Origin of the sequence: Acetobacter garciniae (assembly GCF_017377735.1) — a bacterium.
GTDB lineage: Bacteria > Pseudomonadota > Alphaproteobacteria > Acetobacterales > Acetobacteraceae > Acetobacter > Acetobacter garciniae.
On the sequence record NZ_JAFVMH010000006.1, the window covers coordinates 170,723 to 191,534 of the forward strand.

At 61.0% G+C, this 20,812-nt stretch carries 15 protein-coding genes and 1 tRNA gene; 9 read left to right on the top strand and 7 right to left on the bottom strand.

Annotation, left to right across the window (positions count from 1 at the left end; genetic code table 11):
• Positions 1 to 72 precede the first annotated feature (72 nt).
• On the bottom strand, positions 73 to 2,055 hold the full coding sequence (locus tag J2D77_RS12465) for a DUF2075 domain-containing protein (protein WP_331000112.1): 1,983 nt from the start codon (positions 2,053 to 2,055) through the stop codon (positions 73 to 75).
• Between the two features lie 160 nt (positions 2,056 to 2,215).
• Positions 2,216 to 2,305, bottom strand: a tRNA-Ser gene (locus J2D77_RS12470).
• 151 nt (positions 2,306 to 2,456) lie between these two features.
• Between J2D77_RS12470 and efp the strand changes: the two genes are divergently transcribed.
• The 3 genes from efp to J2D77_RS17315 all read left to right on the top strand — a co-directional run bounded on the left by efp (position 2,457) and on the right by J2D77_RS17315 (position 7,178).
• Entirely contained in the window at positions 2,457 to 3,023 is a 567-nt protein-coding gene (gene efp, locus J2D77_RS12475) for an elongation factor P (RefSeq protein ID WP_207846638.1), read from the top strand.
• Between the two features lie 45 nt (positions 3,024 to 3,068).
• Positions 3,069 to 3,899 carry an inositol monophosphatase family protein gene (locus tag J2D77_RS12480; protein ID WP_207846639.1) on the top strand — a complete coding sequence of 277 codons (831 nt, stop codon included), beginning with the start codon at positions 3,069 to 3,071 and terminating at the stop codon, positions 3,897 to 3,899.
• 93 nt (positions 3,900 to 3,992) lie between these two features.
• Positions 3,993 to 7,178: an ATP-dependent DNA helicase gene (locus J2D77_RS17315; RefSeq protein WP_230975766.1), complete on the top strand. Its 3,186-nt coding sequence runs from the start codon at positions 3,993 to 3,995 to the stop codon at positions 7,176 to 7,178.
• Positions 7,179 to 7,493: 315 nt separating this feature from the next.
• Here the strand turns inward: J2D77_RS17315 and J2D77_RS12495 are convergent, their stop codons facing one another.
• Both J2D77_RS12495 and J2D77_RS12500 read right to left on the bottom strand, forming a co-directional pair.
• On the bottom strand, positions 7,494 to 7,697 hold the full coding sequence (locus J2D77_RS12495) for a cold-shock protein (RefSeq protein WP_207846640.1): 204 nt from the start codon (positions 7,695 to 7,697) through the stop codon (positions 7,494 to 7,496).
• A 167-nt stretch (positions 7,698 to 7,864) separates the two neighbouring features.
• Positions 7,865 to 8,533, bottom strand: a complete 669-nt coding sequence (locus J2D77_RS12500) for a dienelactone hydrolase family protein (RefSeq protein WP_207846641.1) — start codon at positions 8,531 to 8,533, stop codon at positions 7,865 to 7,867.
• 390 nt (positions 8,534 to 8,923) lie between these two features.
• Here J2D77_RS12500 and groES point away from each other — a divergent pair, with 390 nt between their 5' ends.
• The 3 genes from groES (at position 8,924) to J2D77_RS12515 (ending at position 12,658) form a co-directional block, all read left to right on the top strand.
• Positions 8,924 to 9,217 (top strand): co-chaperone GroES, encoded by a 294-nt coding sequence (groES, locus tag J2D77_RS12505; RefSeq protein ID WP_207846642.1) that lies wholly within the window; start codon positions 8,924 to 8,926, stop codon positions 9,215 to 9,217.
• Between the two features lie 52 nt (positions 9,218 to 9,269).
• On the top strand, positions 9,270 to 10,919 hold the full coding sequence (gene groL, locus J2D77_RS12510) for a chaperonin GroEL (RefSeq protein WP_207846643.1): 1,650 nt from the start codon (positions 9,270 to 9,272) through the stop codon (positions 10,917 to 10,919).
• 194 nt (positions 10,920 to 11,113) lie between these two features.
• The gene (locus J2D77_RS12515) at positions 11,114 to 12,658 is read left to right on the top strand and encodes a hypothetical protein (protein WP_207846644.1); all 1,545 of its coding nucleotides are present in this window, start codon (positions 11,114 to 11,116) and stop codon (positions 12,656 to 12,658) included.
• A 145-nt stretch (positions 12,659 to 12,803) separates the two neighbouring features.
• On the opposite strand, the gene cysE is transcribed toward J2D77_RS12515, so the two are convergent.
• Positions 12,804 to 13,661, bottom strand: coding sequence for a serine O-acetyltransferase (gene cysE / locus J2D77_RS12520; RefSeq protein WP_207846645.1), 858 nt, complete (start codon positions 13,659 to 13,661; stop codon positions 12,804 to 12,806).
• A gap of 14 nt (positions 13,662 to 13,675) precedes the next feature.
• The gene (locus J2D77_RS12525) at positions 13,676 to 14,938 is read right to left on the bottom strand and encodes a UbiH/UbiF/VisC/COQ6 family ubiquinone biosynthesis hydroxylase (RefSeq protein WP_207846646.1); all 1,263 of its coding nucleotides are present in this window, start codon (positions 14,936 to 14,938) and stop codon (positions 13,676 to 13,678) included.
• 215 nt (positions 14,939 to 15,153) lie between these two features.
• Between J2D77_RS12525 and J2D77_RS12530 the strand changes: the two genes are divergently transcribed.
• The 3 genes from J2D77_RS12530 to J2D77_RS12540 all read left to right on the top strand — a co-directional run bounded on the left by J2D77_RS12530 (position 15,154) and on the right by J2D77_RS12540 (position 19,233).
• Positions 15,154 to 15,492: a P-II family nitrogen regulator gene (locus J2D77_RS12530; protein WP_207846647.1), complete on the top strand. Its 339-nt coding sequence runs from the start codon at positions 15,154 to 15,156 to the stop codon at positions 15,490 to 15,492.
• A gap of 329 nt (positions 15,493 to 15,821) precedes the next feature.
• On the top strand, positions 15,822 to 18,077 hold the full coding sequence (locus J2D77_RS12535) for an HAD-IIIC family phosphatase (RefSeq protein WP_207846648.1): 2,256 nt from the start codon (positions 15,822 to 15,824) through the stop codon (positions 18,075 to 18,077).
• A 73-nt stretch (positions 18,078 to 18,150) separates the two neighbouring features.
• On the top strand, positions 18,151 to 19,233 hold the full coding sequence (locus J2D77_RS12540) for a glycosyltransferase (RefSeq protein ID WP_207846649.1): 1,083 nt from the start codon (positions 18,151 to 18,153) through the stop codon (positions 19,231 to 19,233).
• Between the two features lie 7 nt (positions 19,234 to 19,240).
• Here the strand turns inward: J2D77_RS12540 and J2D77_RS12545 are convergent, their stop codons facing one another.
• On the bottom strand, positions 19,241 to 20,734 hold the full coding sequence (locus J2D77_RS12545) for a galactose-binding domain-containing protein (protein ID WP_207846650.1): 1,494 nt from the start codon (positions 20,732 to 20,734) through the stop codon (positions 19,241 to 19,243).
• Positions 20,735 to 20,812: the final 78 nt, after the last annotated feature.

Below are 20,812 nucleotides of genomic sequence, written 5' to 3' on the forward strand. Positions count from 1 at the left end.
TTTGACGGGAAATTTTACTAAAAACGAGTCTACACTTAACTCGTTTTTACGAGAAAATTAGCCCCTTACAAATCAACGTTTTGCTTCACTCGTATCATGTAAAAGGGGTAAGCCGCAGCGTTGAAGGAAGCGGTACGTCTCATCATAAAAATGGGGCGGCCGTGTCCAATCGTTAGTGTCGCCGGGCGGGACTACAATAATCATACCTTGCCGTGCGCGCGTTAGAATAACGCGATAAGCGTTTTTAAGATAAAGCTTTCGATTCACGTCGTTGATGGCTTGCCACTTACTGCCTTTGAATGCTTGGCTAACCCAATGTTCGCCGTTGTGGTGCAAATCACCATCCCAGCATATGCCGGCCCAATCAAGTTCGAGCCCTTGCACGGCAAATTCGCTTGCCACGTCCTCCATATAAAAAGACGACCGCACATCAGAGGCATCATTGAGGAACCAATTAGGTGGATCAATCGCAGCTTTTATATAAATGCCGATGGGTCGTAAACGCTGCGCACCAGAAGATGCGATCAAACCGTAACGCTCTGTCCCCCTCGCCTTTTGGCGAAGCCAGGCGCGTGCTGCGCCAATGTCACGAGTAAGGTAAATGGGGTAGCTTTTCAGGATTTGAGCGTAAGTGGCCCGAGCGGCTATTGGGTTGTTATCGACAACATGCCCCACAAAATCAGATAAAGCTTCTGCACGGAAAGAGCGCATTGATACCGCTAAATGCAAATGCTCATCTTGATGCACGCGTGCCGAGAGAAGGAAGCGCGCCACTTCGGCGCCAGCGTTATAGTCCGGCAAGGTGATGCGCGGCGACACATATACATCCCAATGCCCAAAACGTGTCTCCAGCGCATGAATCCATTCCGATATTCCGGCCTCACCAGTGTTAATCTCCTGCCCGCCCCCAACTAGACAGACGATGACACACCAGTCTGGATGACGATCCATAACACTAATCAGAAATTCGGGCTCTGACACATTAAAGTCTGCTTGGCCGCGTTTACGCTGCATGAAGGCAGATGCCTGCTGGCGGGTCCAAGCACGCTGCGCCTCATCAAAGACCACGACCTTCTCAACAGGGACAACTTGATTACCGACATAATGATCGCGGAAATGATGAATATTTTGTACAAAGCTGCGTACCTCGCGTTCGGCTTGCGCCTTGGAAATATCATCCCGAGCAGCTTTATCGCGCGCCAAGGCTTCCCGCAGCACATCCACCAAGGGGCCGTTGCCCGATAGGAACACGGCGTGTTCGTCGCTGTGGTTTTCGCCGCGATGGGTTGCAATGTTAAGCCCAGCTAGGGTTTTACCAGATCCAGGCACTCCCGTAACAAAGCAGATCGCCTTCCGCCCCGTCTGCTGAGCGGCATCAATTACGGCACTTACACTAGCACTAGTTTGCCGAAGATTTTTCGCACCGGCATCCGAACGGGCGATATCAGCAACATTGTGGGTGCGATAAAGCGTTTGGGCTGCTTCAATAATTGTCGGCGTGGGTTTGTAGCCCGCATCCCTCCAACAGTGCTCATCTAACGCTGGAAAGGCTTGGCAATGAATAACATGACGTAAAAAAGCGCCAAGATCAGCAGCGTTGGTCCGCATGGGTTGTGCCACCATATCCTGTGCAAAAATTGGCGACTGAAACGGGACGGCACCGGCTGCGGTGGCAATCAGAACCGGCACAACCGGTAATCCATGGCTTCCTTCATGAAAATTTTTCAGATCGAGAGCATAATCTTCAACCTGGATAAGTCCCCCACGCCCATAATCTTGCGCGCCAACTTTGAACTCGAGAACAAAAACAATTCCACCCACTAAAACTACAGCGTCTGCACGCTTACCCATACGCGGGATGTAACATTCTAAAAAAAGAGTGCCTGCCAAACGTGAAAGAGCGGCTTTTAGGATTCTGATTTGTTCCGTCCAAGCAAAACGCTGCTGTTTATCAAGGTCATGATGATGGCAACTAGTCAGTATTCCAAGAATACGGGCCTCATCATCCTCGCAAAATTGCCGGATTGCACCGTGGTAATAGGCTTTAATACCCACAGCTCATATATCCGCGCAGCAAAAACAAACCACGATATCAATTGTCCAGTCAGGTATAAGAAATGGCAAATCCATATCTAAAAACCAATCGGCAATGACCATCCCAGCGCTGAAAGAACCCGTTTCATGAAGGCGACTATATTTAGAATCGACATCGAACTGGCGGATGGGGTGGGATTCGAACCCACGGTACGGTTCCCCGCACGCTGGTTTTCAAGACCAGTTCCTTAAACCGCTCGGACACCCATCCTCGCCATGGAGGTGAGGGCCTTATAAGCAGGATGTGCGGCGGCTGTCCAGCGGGGGAAGACTGCGGGCCGGGGCACCTGGGCGCTTGCCCTTCGGGCGTGGGGACTGTACAAGCCCCATCCTAAATAGCCATTCCTCTTGGGAACTGAAGTATGAAACAGCAGGCAAACCTGATCCGCGCCGGTCAGGTCATTGAACATGACGGTCGCCGGTGGACGGTGCTGAAGCAGCAGATCATTACCCCGGGCAAGGGTGGCGCCTTCATCCAGGTGGAAATGCGCGACCTGAAAACCGGCAACAAGACCAACGAACGCTGGCGCACGGCCGATACGGTCGAACGGCTGATGACCGAGGACAAGGAATATCTCTATTCCTATACCGACGGTGACATGCTGGTGCTGATGGACCCCGAAACCTTCGAGCAGCTGACCCTGCCCGTGTCCATCCTGGGCGACCAGGCCCCCTTCATCCAGGACAACATGACGCTGAACCTGCATCTGGTGGAAGGCGATCCGGTCAGTGTGGACCTGCCGCCGCATGTCACGCTGGAAGTGGTCGAGGCCGACCCGGTGGTCAAGGGACAGACCGCAAGCTCGTCCTACAAGCCTGCCAAGCTTTCCAACGGCGTCAAGACCATGGTACCCCCCTTTATTGAAGCGGGTGAGCGTATCGTGGTGCGTACGGAAGACAGTTCCTACGTGGAACGCGCCAAGAACTGATCTTTCCGCCCCTACACCCAGAGCAGGACAAAAAACACAGTGGCCATGCGTCTTTCCCCCGTCATGATGGTGATGCAAACCGCAGCCCAGAAGGCGGCCAAGCGTCTGTTGCGCGACTTCAACGAAGTCGAGCAGCTTCAGGTCAGCATCAAGGGACCGGGGGACTTTGTCTCCCAGGCTGACCTGCGCGCGGAACAGACGCTGCGTGAAGAGCTGGAGCGCGCGCGCCCCGGCTATGCTTTCCTCATGGAAGAATCCGGTGCCTCGGGCAGCGACAACTGGACCTGGCGCTGGGTGGTGGACCCGCTGGACGGCACTACCAACTTCCTGCACGGCATTCCGCACTGGGCCATTTCCATCGGCCTGCAACGTCGCCTGCCCGATGGCCGGGTCGAACTGGCGGCGGGGCTGGTGTACAACCCGGCGGCGGGTGAGATGTTCTGGGCGGAAAAAGGCGTTGGCGCCTTCCTGAACGAACGGCGGCTGCGCGTGTCGGCCCGGCGCGACATGCAGGAATCCGTGTTCGCCACGGGCATTCCCTTCGCCAAGGTGCCCGCGCGCATGCGTCTGCCTTTTGCGCGCGTCATGGGCAACCTGATGCCGCGCGTGGCGGGTATCCGGCGCTTTGGTGCCGCTGCCCTCGACCTGGCCTGGGTCGCGGCCGGGCGGTACGAAGGCTATTGGGAATTCGGCATCAAGCCGTGGGATTGTGCGGCAGGGCTGCTGCTGGTGCGCGAAGCCGGTGGCCAGGCGACCGATCCCGCCGGGCTCGACCTGGATGACCTGCCCGATGATATCATGGTGGTTGCAGGCAATGCCCATCTTTATGGCAGGCTGCTTGAAACCGTGGCCGACAGCCTGAAAGACCCGGCCTGACGATACCGCCAAAGCCCGCCCCGCACCCCGTGGCGGGCTTTTGTGTGCACGGCCTCTGGCATTACGTGCGGGAATGGCCCATCTAGGAAGGCCATGTCGCCTTCTTTCCCCTCCGCTCACGACGCACCGGCCCTGGTCAGCCATCGGGGTCTGTTCTCCCTGTTGACCGAAGACGGCGAACTGCTTTGCCTGAACGCGGGCGAGATACGCGAACGCCTGCACACTATGCCCGCCCTGCTGGTGGTGCATGCACCCTCGCTCGCGCGCAGGCTGGGCCTGCCCCCACCGGGCCAACCCAGCCCCTGGCTGGACCTGCTGGAACTGTTCGCCTTTGTCCACCCCGCCCGCACGGCGGCCCCCACGCCACGGGGGCTTGCCCTTGCATTGGGGCTCGATCACGACACGATCGGCGGGGCGGAGGCGGATCTGCTGCCAAGGCTGCTGTCCTGCCTGCTGGGCGATCTGATGCAGCGCGGCAAGGACGGGGGGGAGGTCGCCTATCTGTCAGCCTTCTGCCTGCGCCTGGGCCAGGCGGGCTGGGTGTGGAGCGGCACCGTGGCCGATACGCTGAACCTGCCCGAACGGCTGACACCGCGCGGCATGCTGCCCGAAGATGCGTTGCAACCCGCCGATGCGCTGCGCGTGTGGCGCGTCCTGCCCAAATGGGAAGACGCCGCCCAGCGCCCGCCCCCGGCATCGCACCCCATCAGCGTGGCCGAAGTACGCACGCGCCTGGCTGAACTGCTGGGCCCGCAGGCGGAAAGCCGGGCCGGACAGGCCGATTTCGCCAGTGTTTCGGCCTCCGCCTTCGTCCCGCGCGCGGTGCAGGGCGACCCCGCCGTCGTGCTGGCCGAAGCCGGAACGGGCACGGGCAAGACGCTGGGCTATATCGCCCCCGCCAGCCTGTGGGCGGAACGCAATGGCGGCACGGCGTGGATCAGCACCTATACGCGCCACCTGCAACGCCAGATCGAACAGGAAACCCGCCGCCTTTACCCCGACAGCGCCACACACCGGCAGAAAATCGTGCTGCGCAAGGGGCGCGAGAACTATCTGTGCCTGCTGAACATGGAAGAGGCGGTGAACAGTGCCGCCTCCCGCCCGGCGGCCATTACCATAGCGCTGGTCATGCTGGCGCGCTGGGCGCTGGCCACGGCGGATGGCGACCTGATGGGCGGCGACCTGCCCGGCTGGTTCGGCGACCTGTTCGGCCAGGGCAACCTGACCGGCGTGGCCGACCGGCGGGGTGAGTGCATTCACGGCGCATGCCCGCATTACCAGCGCTGCTTTGTGGAACATTCCATTCGTCGCGCCCGCGATGCCGATCTGGTCATTGCCAACCACGCGCTGGTCATGGCGCAGGCCGCCTACGCCCAGGCCGGCATGAGTGACGATGCCGATGACAGCGCGGAAACCACGGCCCCGTCGCGCTACGTGTTCGATGAAGGCCACCACCTGGCCGATGCGGCCGATGGCGCATTCAGCGCCGAACTGTCGGGGCTGGAAACGGCCGAACTCCGGCGCTGGCTGCTGGGGGCGGAGGGCCGCCGCTCCCGCGCGCGCGGGCTTAAACGGCGGTTGGACGACCTGGTGGTGGGCCACCCCAAGCTGGAAAGCCCACTGGACGCGGCCCTGATGGCAGCCCACGCCCTGCCCGCACCCGGCTGGTCGACCCGCATGAACGACGCGGACCTCCCCCCCAGCGCGGAACCGCCCGACATCGCCCCGTATGAAGCCCCCGCCTTGCGCCCCTCCCATCCCGGCCTGGCGGCAGGTAGCGCCCCCTCCCCCGCCGGAGCGGATTCGGACGACGCGAACGGGGCGGGGGAACAGGAAACACCGGCCGACAGGCCCGCAACGCCGCCGCAGGAAAGCGGCATGTCAGGGCAGGAACCTCCGGCAGGCCCGTCCGCACCCCAGATCCCGCCGACCGGTGGGGGCCCATTCGGCGCATCCTTGGCGGGCACACCGCTTTTTCCGGCCGTGGACGGCGCACAGCCGGTCATGACCAACCCGACGGAAGCCTTCCTGCGCCTGCTCCGCCAGCAGGTGCTGGCCCGTACGCGCGATGGCGGCAAGCAGCATGCTTTCGGCGCGCTGGAATGCGACCTGCACCCCCTCCTGCCCGAACTGGCCGAGGCCGGGCAGCAGCTTGCCCGGGCACTCAGCCGCCTGGTCGAGCCCCTGCGCACCCTGACGGAGCGTTTGCAGGCCCGCTTGCAGGACGAAGCCGATACGCTGGATTCCACAACGCGCGGGCGGATCGAAGCCATGACCCGCGCCCTGCGCCGCCGCGCCATTTCCCGCCTGGATGCATGGATTACCATGCTAGCGGCCCTGGACGAGCCACCCCAGGCGGGGGCAACCCCGTCGCATGTGCATTTTATCCGGCTGGAACGGCGCGAACGCCAGCGCATGGGGGAACAGGATGTGGGGCTGCACCGCCACTGGCTGGACCCCACCATTCCCTTTGCGGGGATCATGGCCCTGCCCGCCCATGGCATGCTGATTACCTCAGCCACCCTGCGCGACCAGCAGGCGAACAGCACCGATTCGGATAACGAAACCGCGTGGGAAGCGGCGGAAGCGCGCACGGGGGCCAACCATTTTCCCTCCCCCGCCATTCGCGCAAGCCTGGCCAGCCCCTTCAACTACCGCCAGCAGACCCGCGCGTTTATCGTCTCTGACGTGGACAATACCAGTATTGTCGATCTTTCAGCGGCATTTCGCACATTGTTCCAGGCTTCCGGCGGGGGTGGGCTTGGCCTGTTCACCGCCATATCGCGCCTGCGCGGCGTGCATGAACGCATTGCCCCCGACCTGGAACAAAGCGGGCTGCCCCTTTACGCCCAGCATGTGGATGCGATGGACAACAACACGCTGGTGGATATTTTCCGCACGGAGGAACATGCCTGCCTGCTGGGGACCGACGCCATGCGCGACGGGGTGGATGTACCGGGCAATGCGCTCAGGCTGGTAGTGTTCGAGCGCGTGCCCTGGCCGCGCCCGGATATTCTGCACCGGGAGCGGCGCATTCACCTGTCCGGCGGGGACCCCAAGGGATTCGACGACCGTATAGCCCGGCTGCGGCTGCGCCAGGCCTTTGGCCGCCTGATACGCCGCCAGTCGGACCGGGGGGTTTTCGTTCTGCTGGACCGCCGCACGCCCACGCGCCTGCTTTCGGCTTTTCCCGAAGGGGTGGAGGTGCACCGCGCCGGCCTGGCCGAAACCGCGCGTGACATCACGGCCTTTCTCTCAAGCCCCGATCAGGGCGGCTGAAAGCAAACCCGGGATAGGCCAGGACGCAGAGGATAAGAAAAGCACGCGCAAGGAAGCCGCATTACATGGGGCAATCAGGCGCCTGGCTTGTTTAATTGAAGCGTCGTGAAGGCACGGGCCGTACAGACGCGCCGTGAACGCACGCTATAAAACCTGCAACACCGCAATGGGACAGCGCCTGTGGCCAGCCCATAGGTAAAAAGCAAGTATGCCGGGGGCCGGACAATGCAGCCCCCATGCAGATCACGCCTGCGGTGCCAACGCACAGCAGGCCCGCCGACCCCAACGGGGCCGGGCGGGCGGACGTGCCGCCTGTTAAAGCGCCTGGAGGTTGGTTGCGGCCTCCTTGCCGCGCTCTTCCACCAGGTCATAGGTGACCTTCTGGCCGTCGTTCAGCCCGCGCAGCCCGGCAGCCTGAACCGCCGTGATATGCACGAACACATCCTTCCCCCCATCATCGGGAGCAATAAAACCATAACCCTTTGTGGCATTGAACCACTTGACAGTACCGTTCGGCATGGACGGAGTTAATCCTTGTCTTTCTCTACACAACTTTCCTGCCGCACGATATGTGCTTTCAGGTAAGCTTTATCCGCTCATGTGCGGGCCGGATTGTCAATGAGAATATCCGCCCCACCCATATCTTGCTATCACAGACCCGCGCCGCAAAGGCCCCAAAGGGCGCGTTACGGGTTCAGGCAGCTCTTGAGAAAAGTAATACTGCGTTCCTGCGCCAGCGCATAGGCCCTGGGGTTGAATGTGGCGCGATCCGCGCAGCCGAAACCATGATCGGCGTCGTCATAGACATAAAGTTCGGTCTGCGGATGGGCCGCGCGAATGGTGGCGATATCCGCTGGCGGGATCGTGGCGTCCAGCCCGCCGAAATGCATCTGCACCGGGCAGCGTGGCTCCAGCGCGCTGGCCGCGGCAATACCCGCGCCATACCAGCAGCATGCGGCGTCAAACCCCATGTCGCGGCAGGCTGCCTGCCAGGCCAGCGTGCCGCCCCAGCAATAACCGATAACGCCGATTTTACGCGGTTGCAGCGCCCGGGCCGCCGCCGCGATGTCGAGCAGCGTTTTCTCCAGCGGGATCTGGGCGCGGACCGCAAGGCCCTTTTTTACGTCATCGGACGTGTAGCCCAGTTCGAGACCGGGTTCGACTCGGTCGAACAGGGCAGGTGCGATCACATGGAAGCCGGACTGGGCCAATGTGTCGCAAACCCTGCGCATATGATGGTTCACGCCAAAGATTTCCTGGAGCACGACCAACGCATAGGGGTGGGCATGGCTTTCGCTTTCCCAGGCATTCAGGCGGTGGCCGTCCGCCGCCTCCAATGTCACCATCTGTCCCATTTCATTCTCCCCTCTCATCACCATCGATCGTGGCCCGGGCCCGCGTCCTGGTACCCGCTCACTACCCGGCCCATAGCGTTACCGCGCACCCTGCCGGCTTGCCTGCGACATGGTATACCAGCCAGCCTTGGTGCCGACCATGGCCTGCAGCAAGTCCGGTGCAGGCCCGTAATGGTCCGACAATTTGCCGATTATTGGCCGGATATGACCAAAAAAAGAAACTGGGCCCCGTTCCTTGACACCCGCAGTGCCAGAACCTATCTCCTGTTCTGGCACTCCCGGGGTGGGAGTGCTAACGCGACGCGGCGTTCTGTTACGCGCGGTTAAAACTGATGGCGCTGCTTTCTGATAAAGGGCGCCGTCACAGCAAAGAATGTGGAGCGATCCATAATGACGAAATTTCGTCCCTTACATGACCGGGTAGTTGTCCGTCGCCTTGAAGGCGAACAGAAGACGGCTGGCGGCATCATCATTCCCGATACCGCCAAGGAAAAGCCCATGGAAGGCGAAGTCGTGGCAGTGGGTCCGGGTGCCCGCAACGAGCAGGGGCAGGTTGTTGCGCTTGATGTCAAGGCAGGCGACCGCATCCTGTTCGGCAAATGGTCCGGCACGGAAGTGAAGATCGACGGCGAAGAGCTGCTGATCATGAAGGAAAGCGACATTCTGGGCGTGATTTCCGCCTGATTTGTCCTGATCCGCACTCCCCTTTAAGAACGATCTTCACAGGAGAAATTCAATGGCTGCCAAGGACGTAAAGTTTGGTGGTGACGCCCGCCAGCGCATGCTGCGTGGTGTCGATATTCTGGCCGATGCCGTCAAGGTAACGCTGGGTCCCAAGGGCCGTAACGTGGTTCTGGACAAGAGCTTCGGCGCACCGCGCATCACCAAGGACGGTGTGTCTGTCGCCAAGGAAATCGAACTGGCCGACAAGTTCGAGAACATGGGTGCGCAGATGCTGCGCGAAGTGGCGTCCAAGACCAATGACGTCGCGGGTGACGGCACCACCACCGCCACCGTGCTGGCCCAGGCCATCGTGCGTGAAGGCATGAAGGCGGTTGCCGCCGGCATGAACCCGATGGACCTCAAGCGCGGTATCGACAAGGCCGTGGGCGTGGTCGTCGAGGAACTGAAGAAGAACGCCAAGAAAGTGACCACCCCGGCGGAAACCGCCCAGGTCGGCACCATCTCCGCCAACGGTGAAACCGAAATCGGCAAGATGATCTCCGAAGCCATGCAGAAGGTCGGCTCCGAAGGCGTCATCACGGTTGAGGAAGCCAAGCACTTCCAGACCGAGTTGGACGTTGTCGAAGGCATGCAGTTCGACCGTGGCTACATCTCTCCGTATTTCGTGACGAACCCGGAAAAGATGACGGCGGATCTGGAAAACCCCTATATCCTGATCCACGAAAAGAAGCTGTCTTCCCTCCAGCCCATCCTGCCGCTGCTTGAAGCCGTTGTGCAGTCCGGCCGGCCGCTGCTGATCATCGCTGAAGATGTCGATGGTGAAGCCCTGGCGACGCTGGTCGTGAACAAGCTGCGTGGTGGCCTGAAGATTGCCGCCGTCAAGGCGCCTGGCTTCGGTGACCGTCGCAAGGCGATGCTCGAAGACATCGCGATCCTGACCGGTGGCCAGGTGATCAGCGAAGATCTGGGCATCAAGCTGGAAACCGTGACGCTGGCCATGCTTGGCACCGCCAAGAAGGTCCAGATCGACAAGGAAAACACCACCATTGTCGATGGTGCCGGCAACCCTGACGACATCAAGGGCCGCGTGAAGCAGATCCGTGCGCAGATCGAGGAAACCACCTCGGACTACGACCGTGAAAAGCTCCAGGAACGCCTGGCGAAGCTGGCTGGCGGCGTGGCCGTGATCCGCGTCGGTGGCTCCACGGAAGTGGAAGTCAAGGAACGCAAGGACCGCGTGGACGACGCCCTGCACGCAACCCGCGCAGCCGTTGAAGAAGGCATTGTGCCCGGTGGCGGCACGGCTCTGGCCCGTGCGACCAAGGCCCTGGCCCATCTGCACTACCACAATGACGACCAGCGCGTTGGTGGGGACATCATCCGCCGCGCCCTTCAGGCTCCGCTGCGCCAGATCGCCCTGAACGCGGGTGAAGACGGTGCCGTGGTCGCCAACAAGGTGCTGGAAACCGAAGACTACAACTTCGGCTTCGACGCACAGGCTGGCGAATACAAGAACCTGGTCGAAGCCGGTATTATCGACCCGGCCAAGGTTGTGCGCACGGCCCTGCAGGATGCGGCATCCGTTGCCGGCCTGCTGGTCACGACCGAAGCCATGGTGGCCGAACGCCCCGAAAAGAAAGCCGCACCCGCTGGCGGCCCTGACATGGGTGGCATGGGTGGCATGGGCGGTATGGATTTCTGATCCAGCCCGTTTCATGACAGCAGGAAGGGAGAGGCTGGTTTCAGCCTCTCCTTTTACAAAAGACGGTCGCAGGCCCCTGGCTTGCGGCCGTTTTTTGTATGTAAAACACCCGGGCATTATCGAATTGCAAAGACTCGCCCCCTAGAATACGGACCCGGCCTTCGGGCCTGCCACTGCTCCAGCCGGGCCGGATCATGCTTGAGACAAAAACCTTTCGCGGCGCACCCATACGCATCCACCCTCCGGTAACGGACAGGGTGTGGGCTTTCGGGCCGCTGGGTGGCGCACCGTTGACCCGCACGCTCATGCTCTGCCCCAGCGGGCGCATTACCGGCTATGCGCATGAAGCGGCACGCTTCTGGCGGATCGAGAACCACCAGATCCTGATCCTGTCGGAAACCGGCACACTGTCCTGGCGCACGATACGGCGCGAACCGCGCAAGGACGGGCGGCTTGCCTTCGCCTTGGAACATGCCACGCAGGATGCGCTCTTTGTGCTGGAAGAAGCCCCCCCGGAAGAGGCGGGGCTGTCGGATGCGGAGTTTCTCTTCCCCCCCGAACTGGAACGGCACCCGACTGTCCTGCGCCGGGTATTGTTTATCGGCGCAAGCCTTGCAGCATTGTGCCACGAACAGCTTGGCACCCACCTGCCGGGTGCGGTTTCGGATTACGTGGAATACGAATTTTCCGCCCCCCTGCCCGACCCGAAGGCCCCGCTGGCGGATTACGACGCCATCGTCATTCAGCCCCCCCTGCGCGCCGTGCTGGAAGATGGAGTTATCTGGGCCGAACGCTTCAATGCCCCCGGCTTTGCTGCCATTACCCTGGCGCAGGCCAAGGCCCGGCTGGAAACCATGATGGCCCACCTGCTGGCCTGTACCGAATGGGGGAATATTCCGGTTCTGGTCGCCAATTTCATGGTGCCGCAAATGCGCACCCTGCCCGTGGCGGGCCATGCCATGGGACAGCGGCTTTTCGATCCGGGCGATATCGTCCGCAGCCTGAACATGGCGCTGGCCGGTATTATCGCGCGCTATACGCAGGCCAGGCTACTGGATGTAGACAGCGTGGCCGGGGTGATCGGCAAGCGTTACGTGCAGGACGATACGGTCTATTTCCACAGCCATAACGGCGCACTTTTTCAGGACTGGGATGATTGCGCCACCACCCCCGCGATCGAGACAACCTACGCCCCCAAACGCGCCAGCCTGATGCGCTGCCTGTTCCGCCAGATGGTCTGGACCCTGCGGACCATCCGGCATAACGATCCGGTTCGGGCGGTGGTGTTCGGGCTGGACAACAGCTTATGGCGCGGCGTAGCGGCCAATATGGCGCCCGATGGCCCCACCCCCCGCCAGGACGGCTGGCCAATGGGCGTGTGGGAGGCCATTCATGTGCTGAAAGGCCGCGGCATTGCCGTTGCCCTATGCGCGCAAGGCGATTTTGAGAGCATGCGTGCGCTGTGGGCGCGGATTGTCACACCCCGCTTCATCCAACCAGACGACTTCGCCTGCCTGCGCATCGATCAGGCCCCCGTGCAGGAGAGCATGGCCGTGATCTGCACCGAACTGGCCGTGCCCCCCGAACAGGTCGTGCTGGTCGAAGCCTGCCCCACACGGCGCGCGCTGGCCCAGGCTGCCTTGCCCCGCCTGCGCGTATTGGGGGCTGATCCCTACCAGACCCGCCGAATCCTGCTCTGGTCGGCCGAAACCCAAGGCGGCACAGCCCCGGCCACCTAGCAGGGTACGCGGGTTCGCCTGTCGGGGCCGCCGCACATGACTGCCCGCAGGCATCCAGCCATTCCGGGCATGCGTTCGCAAAGCGGCCCAAGCCAGAAGAAACCGCGCTCATCCCGGATCGGGACGGGTAAAGGGCACTTTGCGTTCAGATGATATAATCGATGGGGGGCAGCGTCTGGTCCATGCTCAGGGCGGGCATGCTGCCGACATGGCGCGTGCCCACCTTGCGGGCCGGGTTGCCGACCACCGTCGTAAAGGGCGGTACGGGTTCGAGAACGATGGAGCCCGCGCCGATCTTGGCCCCTTCCCCGATTTCGATATTGCCCAGCACCTTGGCCCCCGCGCCGATCAGCACGCCCCGGCGCACCTTGGGGTGACGGTCCCCGCTATGCTTGCCGGTGCCGCCCAGCGTCACGTTCTGCAAAATGGAGACGTCATCCTCGATCACGGAGGTTTCCCCCACCACAATGCCGCTGCCATGGTCGAACAGGATGCGCCTGCCCAGCTTGGCGGCGGGGTGAATATCCACCCCGAACAATTCGGACGCCCGGCTTTGCAGATGCAGCGCCAGGTGCCTGCGGCCTTCGTGCCAGAGCCAATGCGCCACGCGATAGGTCTGCACCGCCTGATACCCTTTGAAAAACAGGAACGGCGTTACAAAATCCGGGCAGGCGGGGTCGCGTTCGCGAATGGCCAGCAGGTCGGCCGCGGCCGCACAGACAATATCGGGTTCGGCATCGAAGCCTTCCTGCACCAGTTCGCCCAGGGCCGCGGCGGCCACGGACCGGTCCCCCAGCTTGCGCCCCAGCAACGCCGCGAGGGCAGAGGCAAAATCGGAATGGCTGCGCACGCCGGTGGCCAGCAGCCCGCGCACCAGCGGGTCGTTGCAGGAACAGGCCTGCTGCGTCATCTGTTGCCACAACACGCCAAGCTGCGGCGCGCAAAGCGTGCTGCTGGCATCGAACTGGCTTGCCATTACGGCGGGGCGTCCCTGGTCGCGCATGCTGTCCTCCGTTCCTACACCCCCATGGCGTGTCTGACAAAAGCCCGGCGCAGGGCCGGAATACGGTGCACCCCCGCAATCCCGATATCCCTGGCCAGGCGCAAAACCGGATTATCGTTACTGAACAGCCTGTCCAGCGCGTCGGTTGCCGCAAGCATGAGCATATTGGCCGGGCGACACGCTGCCTGGTAACGGGCCAGCAGGGCAGGCGATCCCATATCCTGCCCCTGTTCATGGGCTTCGATCAAGAGTGCCGCCAGATGGATGATATCGCGATACCCCAGGTTCAGACCCTGCCCGGCAATGGGGTGGATCCCGTGTGCGGCATCCCCCACCAGCACCATCCGCTCGGCCGTGTAACGCTGGGCGTACTGGGCGGACAAAGGATAGGTCCAGCGCCGACCGACAGGGGTGACATGGCCCAGGCGGTTGGTGCCCATCCGCTTTTCAAGCTGGCGGGCGAAGACATCATCCGGCAGGGCGGCAAAGCGCTGGGCCAGACCGTCCTTGTCGCTCCACACGATGGCGGACAGGTACGGGTGCTCCGCAGTGCCCGCCAGCGGCAGTTGCGCGAAGGGGCCCGCGGGCAGGAAATGCTCCAGCGCGCTGTTATCGTGCGGGAATTCATGCGCAATGGTGCAGACAATGGCGGTCTGCCCGTAAGGCAGGCGGGTAAGGCCGATGCCCGCATCCGATCTCAACCGGCTTTTGCGGCCATCTGCCGCAACGATCAGGCGCGCGCCAAAACTGCGTCCGTCGGCCAGACGTATGTGCGCGCCTTCCGCCTTGCGGGTCACGGTGGCATCGGCCGGGGCCAGCACCCGCACGCCCGGCACGTTCTCCAGACACGCGTTCAGGGCCACGCGCAGGGAACGCGCCCCGATCATCCACCCGAAGGGCTGGGTGGCGTCTTCACGCGTGAATTCCAGGAACAGCGAGGATGCGGGCTCCCCCGGCCTGCCGTCGGTCACCAGAATATCCTCGATCGGGCAGGCGGGCTCGGGCAGGTAATCCCACACGCCGGCTGCTTCGAGAAATTCCTTGGGCCCTGCTGCTATGGCATAGGCGCGCCCGTCAAGATCGGGATGTTCCATGGGGGCCAGGGCCAGGCGATCGATCACCGCGACCTTGAGCCCCGCCCGCCCCAGGCGGCAGGCAAGCGTTGCCCCCACTGGCCCCGCGCCCACGATACAGACATCCACATCCGCGATGGGTGTGCCCGCAGCGTGTTCACCCCCAGCAAGGGTGTTGCCTTTCTTATGGGCGGACTGGTGCATGGGGTAACGGGCTCCTTCATCGCATTCATATCGCCCCCGGACCGGCACCTGGGCGGCACGGAACGGGGTGGCAAGACGTTACTATATGCTCCCCCGCGCCTTGAAAAACCAGATGCGCGAAGATGCATGGTTGCATAAAGCCCTAGCGCGGCCTGCGCAAATATGTCAGTCTTTGCGTGGAATAGAGACGACCTGCGGCACGGAGCGAAGGTTAGATGAAGCTGATTACCGCCATTATCAAACCTTTCAAGCTGGGTGATGTTCGCGAGGCGCTGGCCCCGCTGGGTGTGCAGGGCCTTACCGTTTCGGAAGTCAAAGGGTTCGGCCGCCAGAAAGGCCAGAACGAAATTTATCGCGGTGCGGAATATCGCATCAGCTTCCTGCCCAAGATCAAGGTGGAAATCGCCACCACGGACGACCTGGTGGACCAGGTGATCGAGGCGATCCTGGATTCCGCCCATACCGGCAAGATTGGCGACGGCAAGATTTTTGTCAGCGAGCTTGACCGTGTCATCCGGATCCGCACGCGTGAAACGGGCACTGCCGCGCTCTGACACATCCGGCGTGACAGACCCCGACGGGGTATTTCCGGCACTTCTCCCCTAAGTTCAGCGCAAACTGCATCATGTCCATGACGCGTGGCGGCACCCGCCATGGGCCTAGGCCGCGGCTTCGCTGTATCCCCGCATATTAACGCGGCAGGCAAAGCACGACCTGCCGGCCACATGGCTGCGCGGCGTCAGGCGTCAGGCGTCAGGCGTCAGGCGTCAGGCGTCAGGCGTCAGGCGTCAGGCGTCAGGGCTTCTGTCGCGGTTACGATTTAGCAAGACAATAACCGTATCATTTCCTCTGGCGCGCAGGCTAAAGGCGGAAATACACGACGATGGATTTCGATCAGAATGTCGTTTTTGAAATTCTTTCCTCCCGGTTGTCGGGCAGGCGTTTCGCCTTCGGTCCGGCCGATGGTCCACGCCTGACGGAAAACCTCAGCTTCGGCCCGAATGGAGAAATAGAGGGCTATTCGCACACCAACGAAGCCTATTGGGATATCGGGGCGGAGCATTTCCGTATTCTGGATTGCAATGGCGGGGTGATGTGGCGGCCTGTCAGCGTCAGCACGGACAAGGATGGCCTGCTCACCTTTCTGCTGATCCACCCGCCTTCTCCCCAGACGCATTTCATTCTCCAGGAACTGGCGCAGGAACCGGCAGACACCCCACCCCACCCAGCCGGGGCATACCTGGGCGCCCCCCAGACAAGCGCACCACAGCAGAGAGACGCCCCGCACGAGAACCCACATCATTCAGGGCTGAGCGACCCGGCCTATCTGTTCCCGTCCGATCTTGAAGTCACGCCCACCATTCCTTCACGCGTGCTCATGATCGGTTCGTGCCTGACAGCCTTGTATGTCGAGCAGTTCAGAACGCGGCACCCAGAAACTTCTTTCGATTATATTCCCTATAATTTCGTCAGCATCCTGCCAGAGGCCCCGCCCTGCCCCGCGCAGGACTACGATTTTCAATATATCCAGATCCCCCTTCGCTCCGTCCTGACAGACCGGGTCGTGCAGGGAATGCGTTTCAATGACCCGGAGTTTGCAAGAACCATAGTGGATGACGCATGCGACGTGATCGATGTCATGCTGGATGCGGCCATGCGCTATAATCGCCAGCACGGGCTACTCAGTTTCGTCTCGGGCTTTATCGTCCCGCAACGCAGTGCCGCCCCCAGCCTGCGCGGCATTGGGGGGGCGGGCGACCTGTGTGGCATCGTCCGGCAGCTCAATGCCCATCTGGCCCGCAAAATTGCCGATTACGACAACACCTATCTCATGGATGTGGATGCCGTGGCATCATCCATCGGCAAGCGTTTCGTCCTGGATGACATGGTGTATTTTTACGCCCATGGCGCCGTAACCTATCAGGACTGGGATGATTTCGGGGCTATTCCCCGTAACGAGCCCATTCCCGCGCTGCACACGCTCTACCCGACCAGGCAGGCGGATTTCGTGGCCTGTATTTTTCGCCAGGTCCTGTGTGCCTGGCGCACGATCGGGCAGGTCGATCAGGTCAAGGCCGTTATTTTCGACCTCGACAACACGCTGTGGCGGGGCCAGATCGCCGAACATTACCGGCCCGACACCCGCCCCTGGCCCCGAACGGATGGATGGCCGCTGGGCGTGTGGGAATGCATCCATTTCCTGCGTGCACGCGGTATTCTGGTAGCGGTATGTTCCAAGAACGATCTTGCGCTCGTGCAGGAAAGATGGGCCGAAGTGGTCGATCCGCCGTTTCTGGCACTGGAGGATTTTGCCTGCGTCAAGATAAACTGGGCACCCAAGACCCAGAACATTGCCGAAATCTGCAGCGAATTTCACATCAAGCCCAAGAGCGTGGTGTTCGTTGACGACAATCCGGTGGAACGGGCTGCTGTCACGGCGACCTTTGCGGACATACGCGCCATTGGCGGCAACCCCTACCTGACGCGCCGCATCCTGCTGTGGTCGGCGGAAACGCAGATCGCCCATATAAGCGACGAATCAGCCCGTCGCGAAGACATGGTACGCCAGCAGATCCGGCGCGAGGAAAGCCGGACCACGATGGACCGGGAGACATTTCTGGCAACATTGGGCACGACCCTTTCATTTCTTGCCATCACATCCACCCGGCAGCCGGAATTCAGCCGCGTGCTGGAACTGACAAACAAGACCAACCAGTTCAACACCACGGGAAAACGATGGAATTTCGAGGAAATTTCCCAATACATCAGCGAAGGCGGCACCATTCTGGCCTTTTTTGTAACCGACCGGTTCACGACCTACGGGCTGGTAGGCGTGCTGTACCTGCGCGCGGCGGAGATTGTCCAATATGTGATGAGCTGCCGTGTGCTGGGCATGGAGATCGAAGAATTCGTCATCGCCCAGACCGTATCCCTGTTGCGCGACATGTCTGAAACACCGACCGATATTACCGCCAGCCTTATCGAAACAAAGGACAACACCCCCTGCCGGGATGTTTATCTGCGCTGCGGTTTTCGCGAAACCCAAAGCCAGGATAGCAGCAGGCATTTTATCCTGCCCGCGCAGGACGTACCGCGATGCCCGCCGCATATTACAAAAGCCGAACCGGAATTTTCCTGAACCCGCAAAGCCGACAAAACTTTTTTTGTCTGCCGGCTCCCTCCCCTGTGCCGCATCCCTTCTGGAGCAAACAGTGTATGAGACCACGCAAAATCCGATTATCCTGACCCATCTGGGAACGGTCCTGTGCCTGGCCCCTTCGGGTATCCTGTTCCACTGCCTGCTCAATGAGGCACCGCAGGACGATCTTGTCTTTATGGCCGATGGAACCCTACGCACACAAAGGGGCTTGGCCGGCCTGCTTGCCCAGCCGCATGACGTGGGACAGGGAACGGTCTGCATCCATCGTGAAGGATATTATCTTTGCGCCGAACCGGGAGGAGCGGTGGCTTTTCGGGACGAGGTTTCAACCTGGGAAATCTTTCGCACAACCACACCCCGTGACGAGGCATGGCGCAGCGTGCAGGTACATGCGCATGAACGGCGGCCACCCACAAGACGCCGGGCGCGCCGTATCAGCAGAATTATCCACCAGATCGGAAATTCGCCCTGCCTGCCAGATATTTTTTTCCACAACGTGGTCCATCTTCAAAGCCTGAACCCGCAATGGTGTTACCGCTATTGGGGTGAACAGGCCCGGCACGATTTCATATACGACCATTACGGCTGGAATATCCTGCGCCGATACATGGCCATAAACCCCAGATATGGGGCGGCAAAGGCCGATCTGTTCAGATATCTGTGCATATACCAGCTAGGTGGCGTGTATCTGGACCTTAAATCCAGCGTAAACCGCCCGCTCGACAGCCTGATCCATGATGATGACGAATATCTGCTCTCGCAATGGAATAACGGCCCGGGGCAGGCGTTCAGCGGTTGGGGGCTGGGGCCGGAAATCGGCTTTGTAGCTGGGGGAGAATACCAGCAATGGCATATCATGGCCGCAGCCGGGCACCCGTTCCTTGCATCCTGTATCGAGACCGTTCTGAACAGGATCGATCACTATACGCCCGAACTGTATGGCACCGGGCGGCTGGGCGTTTTGCGTGTGACCGGGCCTTACGCCTATACGTTCGCGATCCATAACATGCTGCGTCATTACGGACACAGATTTTTCGATTCAGAAAAATCCGGCCTGGTATATTCCTGTGTTGCCAATCATACCGATTTTTTCGGCCGCCATTATTCGCAGGAGACGCTGCCGGTCGTTTTATAAAAACCCGCTACGGTGCATAGACCTCCACCTGGTCGAGATGCAGCGTGTTGAAACCCGGCAGGCTTATGCGCACGAACCGGCCATGGTGTTCGGGGTGCAAGACCACATCCAGCACCCGCCCATCCACCCCGCCGAAAGGCGTGTTTTCGTGGCGTGCGTAAACCAGGCGCATGTCCTGCGTGTCGTCACCGATTTCGATCCGAATATGGTTGGCCCTGATCATGCATTCGACAGGGAAAAGGCGATTGTAAAGCCGCACCCCCCGGATCGACCGCACGGCTTGCAGGTCCACCATCCACCACGGATTGTCTTCTTCGTGGGTATGAAAGCCGAAACCGCCATCCTTGTGACCATCGACACCGCCCTGCGCATCCTCCTGCGGTGTGTTGCCTGTAGCCCAGGGCGAGACCGAACTCTGGCTGGCAGGCTGCCCGGCACTGATGAGCGTTCCGGCAAAAGGCGCAATTTTTTGAGCATCCCAATGCGGATAAGGCGGGTGTATGTCGGCCATTTTCAGGTAATTCTGCGGTGTTATGCGAAACAGCATATCCTCGGGCGCGTCTTCGTGCAGCACCCTCAGGGCGAATTGGGTCCGCAGATCGAAATACAGGTCCTGTAGCTGGGCGAAGGCCTCGGTCATGTCCTTCAGGAAGCCGATTTTTGTATAATATTCCGCGTTAAACCGGATTTCGTCGGGGAAGCTTTTATCGATCGTGACAAAACGGGCCCGGTCCCGGAAATCGCCCACCACGCCCCCTGTGGCGATATGCCGCTCAAACGCACCGTCCCACGCCATGGCGCGCGGCCAGGGATCGTTCTTGTGGGAATAGGACCGGTATTTGTTTTTCAGCCTTTCTATCCCGCCCAGATGGGTAAAATGCCAACCGGCGTCATGTACGCGCTGGAACTGGCCCTTTTGCGACAAAGCGTGCTGGAAATCCCGGCTGAAACGCGCTTCGGACAGGTTGGCAAAATCGTCGAGCATGTGGCGTTTGAGCGCATAGGCGGCCGACCAGCCCGCCTTCCTGGCGCAAAGGTTCATGTAGAACTGGTACATGGGCATATCGAATTCCGTAAACCCGTCGAACTGCGCCGCCTGCTCCATGGCCTGGGGCCGCAAAAGCTCGTCCGCATCGCAGATCAGCAGCAGGTCATGTGGGTCGGCCCCCGCCACGGCACGGCGGATCTGGTCTTTCTGGTAATGTTCGCGCACCCAGAAATCGGGTGTGTCGGGCGTGTCCTCCACCACGACATGAATGACCTTGTCCAGGAAGGCTGCGTACCGTTCGCGGTTCCGGGCAAAAAGCAGGGGCTTGGGCAGGCCTGTAAACGTGGTGGTGGATTCCACGATCACGAAAAAATCCACATACGGGTCATGCAGGCGAAAGCGCAGATCCAGTATTTCCAGTTCGTTGAAGAAAGGAAAACAATCGTAGATCCGGCAGGCTCGCCTGCCTGTGCCCCCGGCCGACAAACCCTGCGCTGTATCCGAACTGGCCATGCCATTCGCCCCCTGAACCGCTCCGACATCGCAGGGTAAGGCGTGCAGGGTTCACGACAGATGAACGGCGGGCATAAA

Coding starts and splice junctions, on each gene's coding strand:
- efp (WP_207846638.1), top strand. CDS start 2,457: ATGAAACAGCAGGCAAACCTGATCCGCGCCGGTCAGGTCATTGAACAT.
- J2D77_RS12480 (WP_207846639.1), top strand. CDS start 3,069: ATGCGTCTTTCCCCCGTCATGATGGTGATGCAAACCGCAGCCCAGAAG.
- J2D77_RS17315 (WP_230975766.1), top strand. CDS start 3,993: ATGTCGCCTTCTTTCCCCTCCGCTCACGACGCACCGGCCCTGGTCAGC.
- J2D77_RS12495 (WP_207846640.1), bottom strand. CDS start 7,697: ATGCCGAACGGTACTGTCAAGTGGTTCAATGCCACAAAGGGTTATGGT.
- J2D77_RS12500 (WP_207846641.1), bottom strand. CDS start 8,533: ATGGGACAGATGGTGACATTGGAGGCGGCGGACGGCCACCGCCTGAAT.
- groES (WP_207846642.1), top strand. CDS start 8,924: ATGACGAAATTTCGTCCCTTACATGACCGGGTAGTTGTCCGTCGCCTT.
- groL (WP_207846643.1), top strand. CDS start 9,270: ATGGCTGCCAAGGACGTAAAGTTTGGTGGTGACGCCCGCCAGCGCATG.
- J2D77_RS12515 (WP_207846644.1), top strand. CDS start 11,114: ATGCTTGAGACAAAAACCTTTCGCGGCGCACCCATACGCATCCACCCT.
- cysE (WP_207846645.1), bottom strand. CDS start 13,661: ATGCGCGACCAGGGACGCCCCGCCGTAATGGCAAGCCAGTTCGATGCC.
- J2D77_RS12525 (WP_207846646.1), bottom strand. CDS start 14,938: ATGCACCAGTCCGCCCATAAGAAAGGCAACACCCTTGCTGGGGGTGAA.
- J2D77_RS12530 (WP_207846647.1), top strand. CDS start 15,154: ATGAAGCTGATTACCGCCATTATCAAACCTTTCAAGCTGGGTGATGTT.
- J2D77_RS12535 (WP_207846648.1), top strand. CDS start 15,822: ATGGATTTCGATCAGAATGTCGTTTTTGAAATTCTTTCCTCCCGGTTG.
- J2D77_RS12545 (WP_207846650.1), bottom strand. CDS start 20,734: ATGGCCAGTTCGGATACAGCGCAGGGTTTGTCGGCCGGGGGCACAGGC.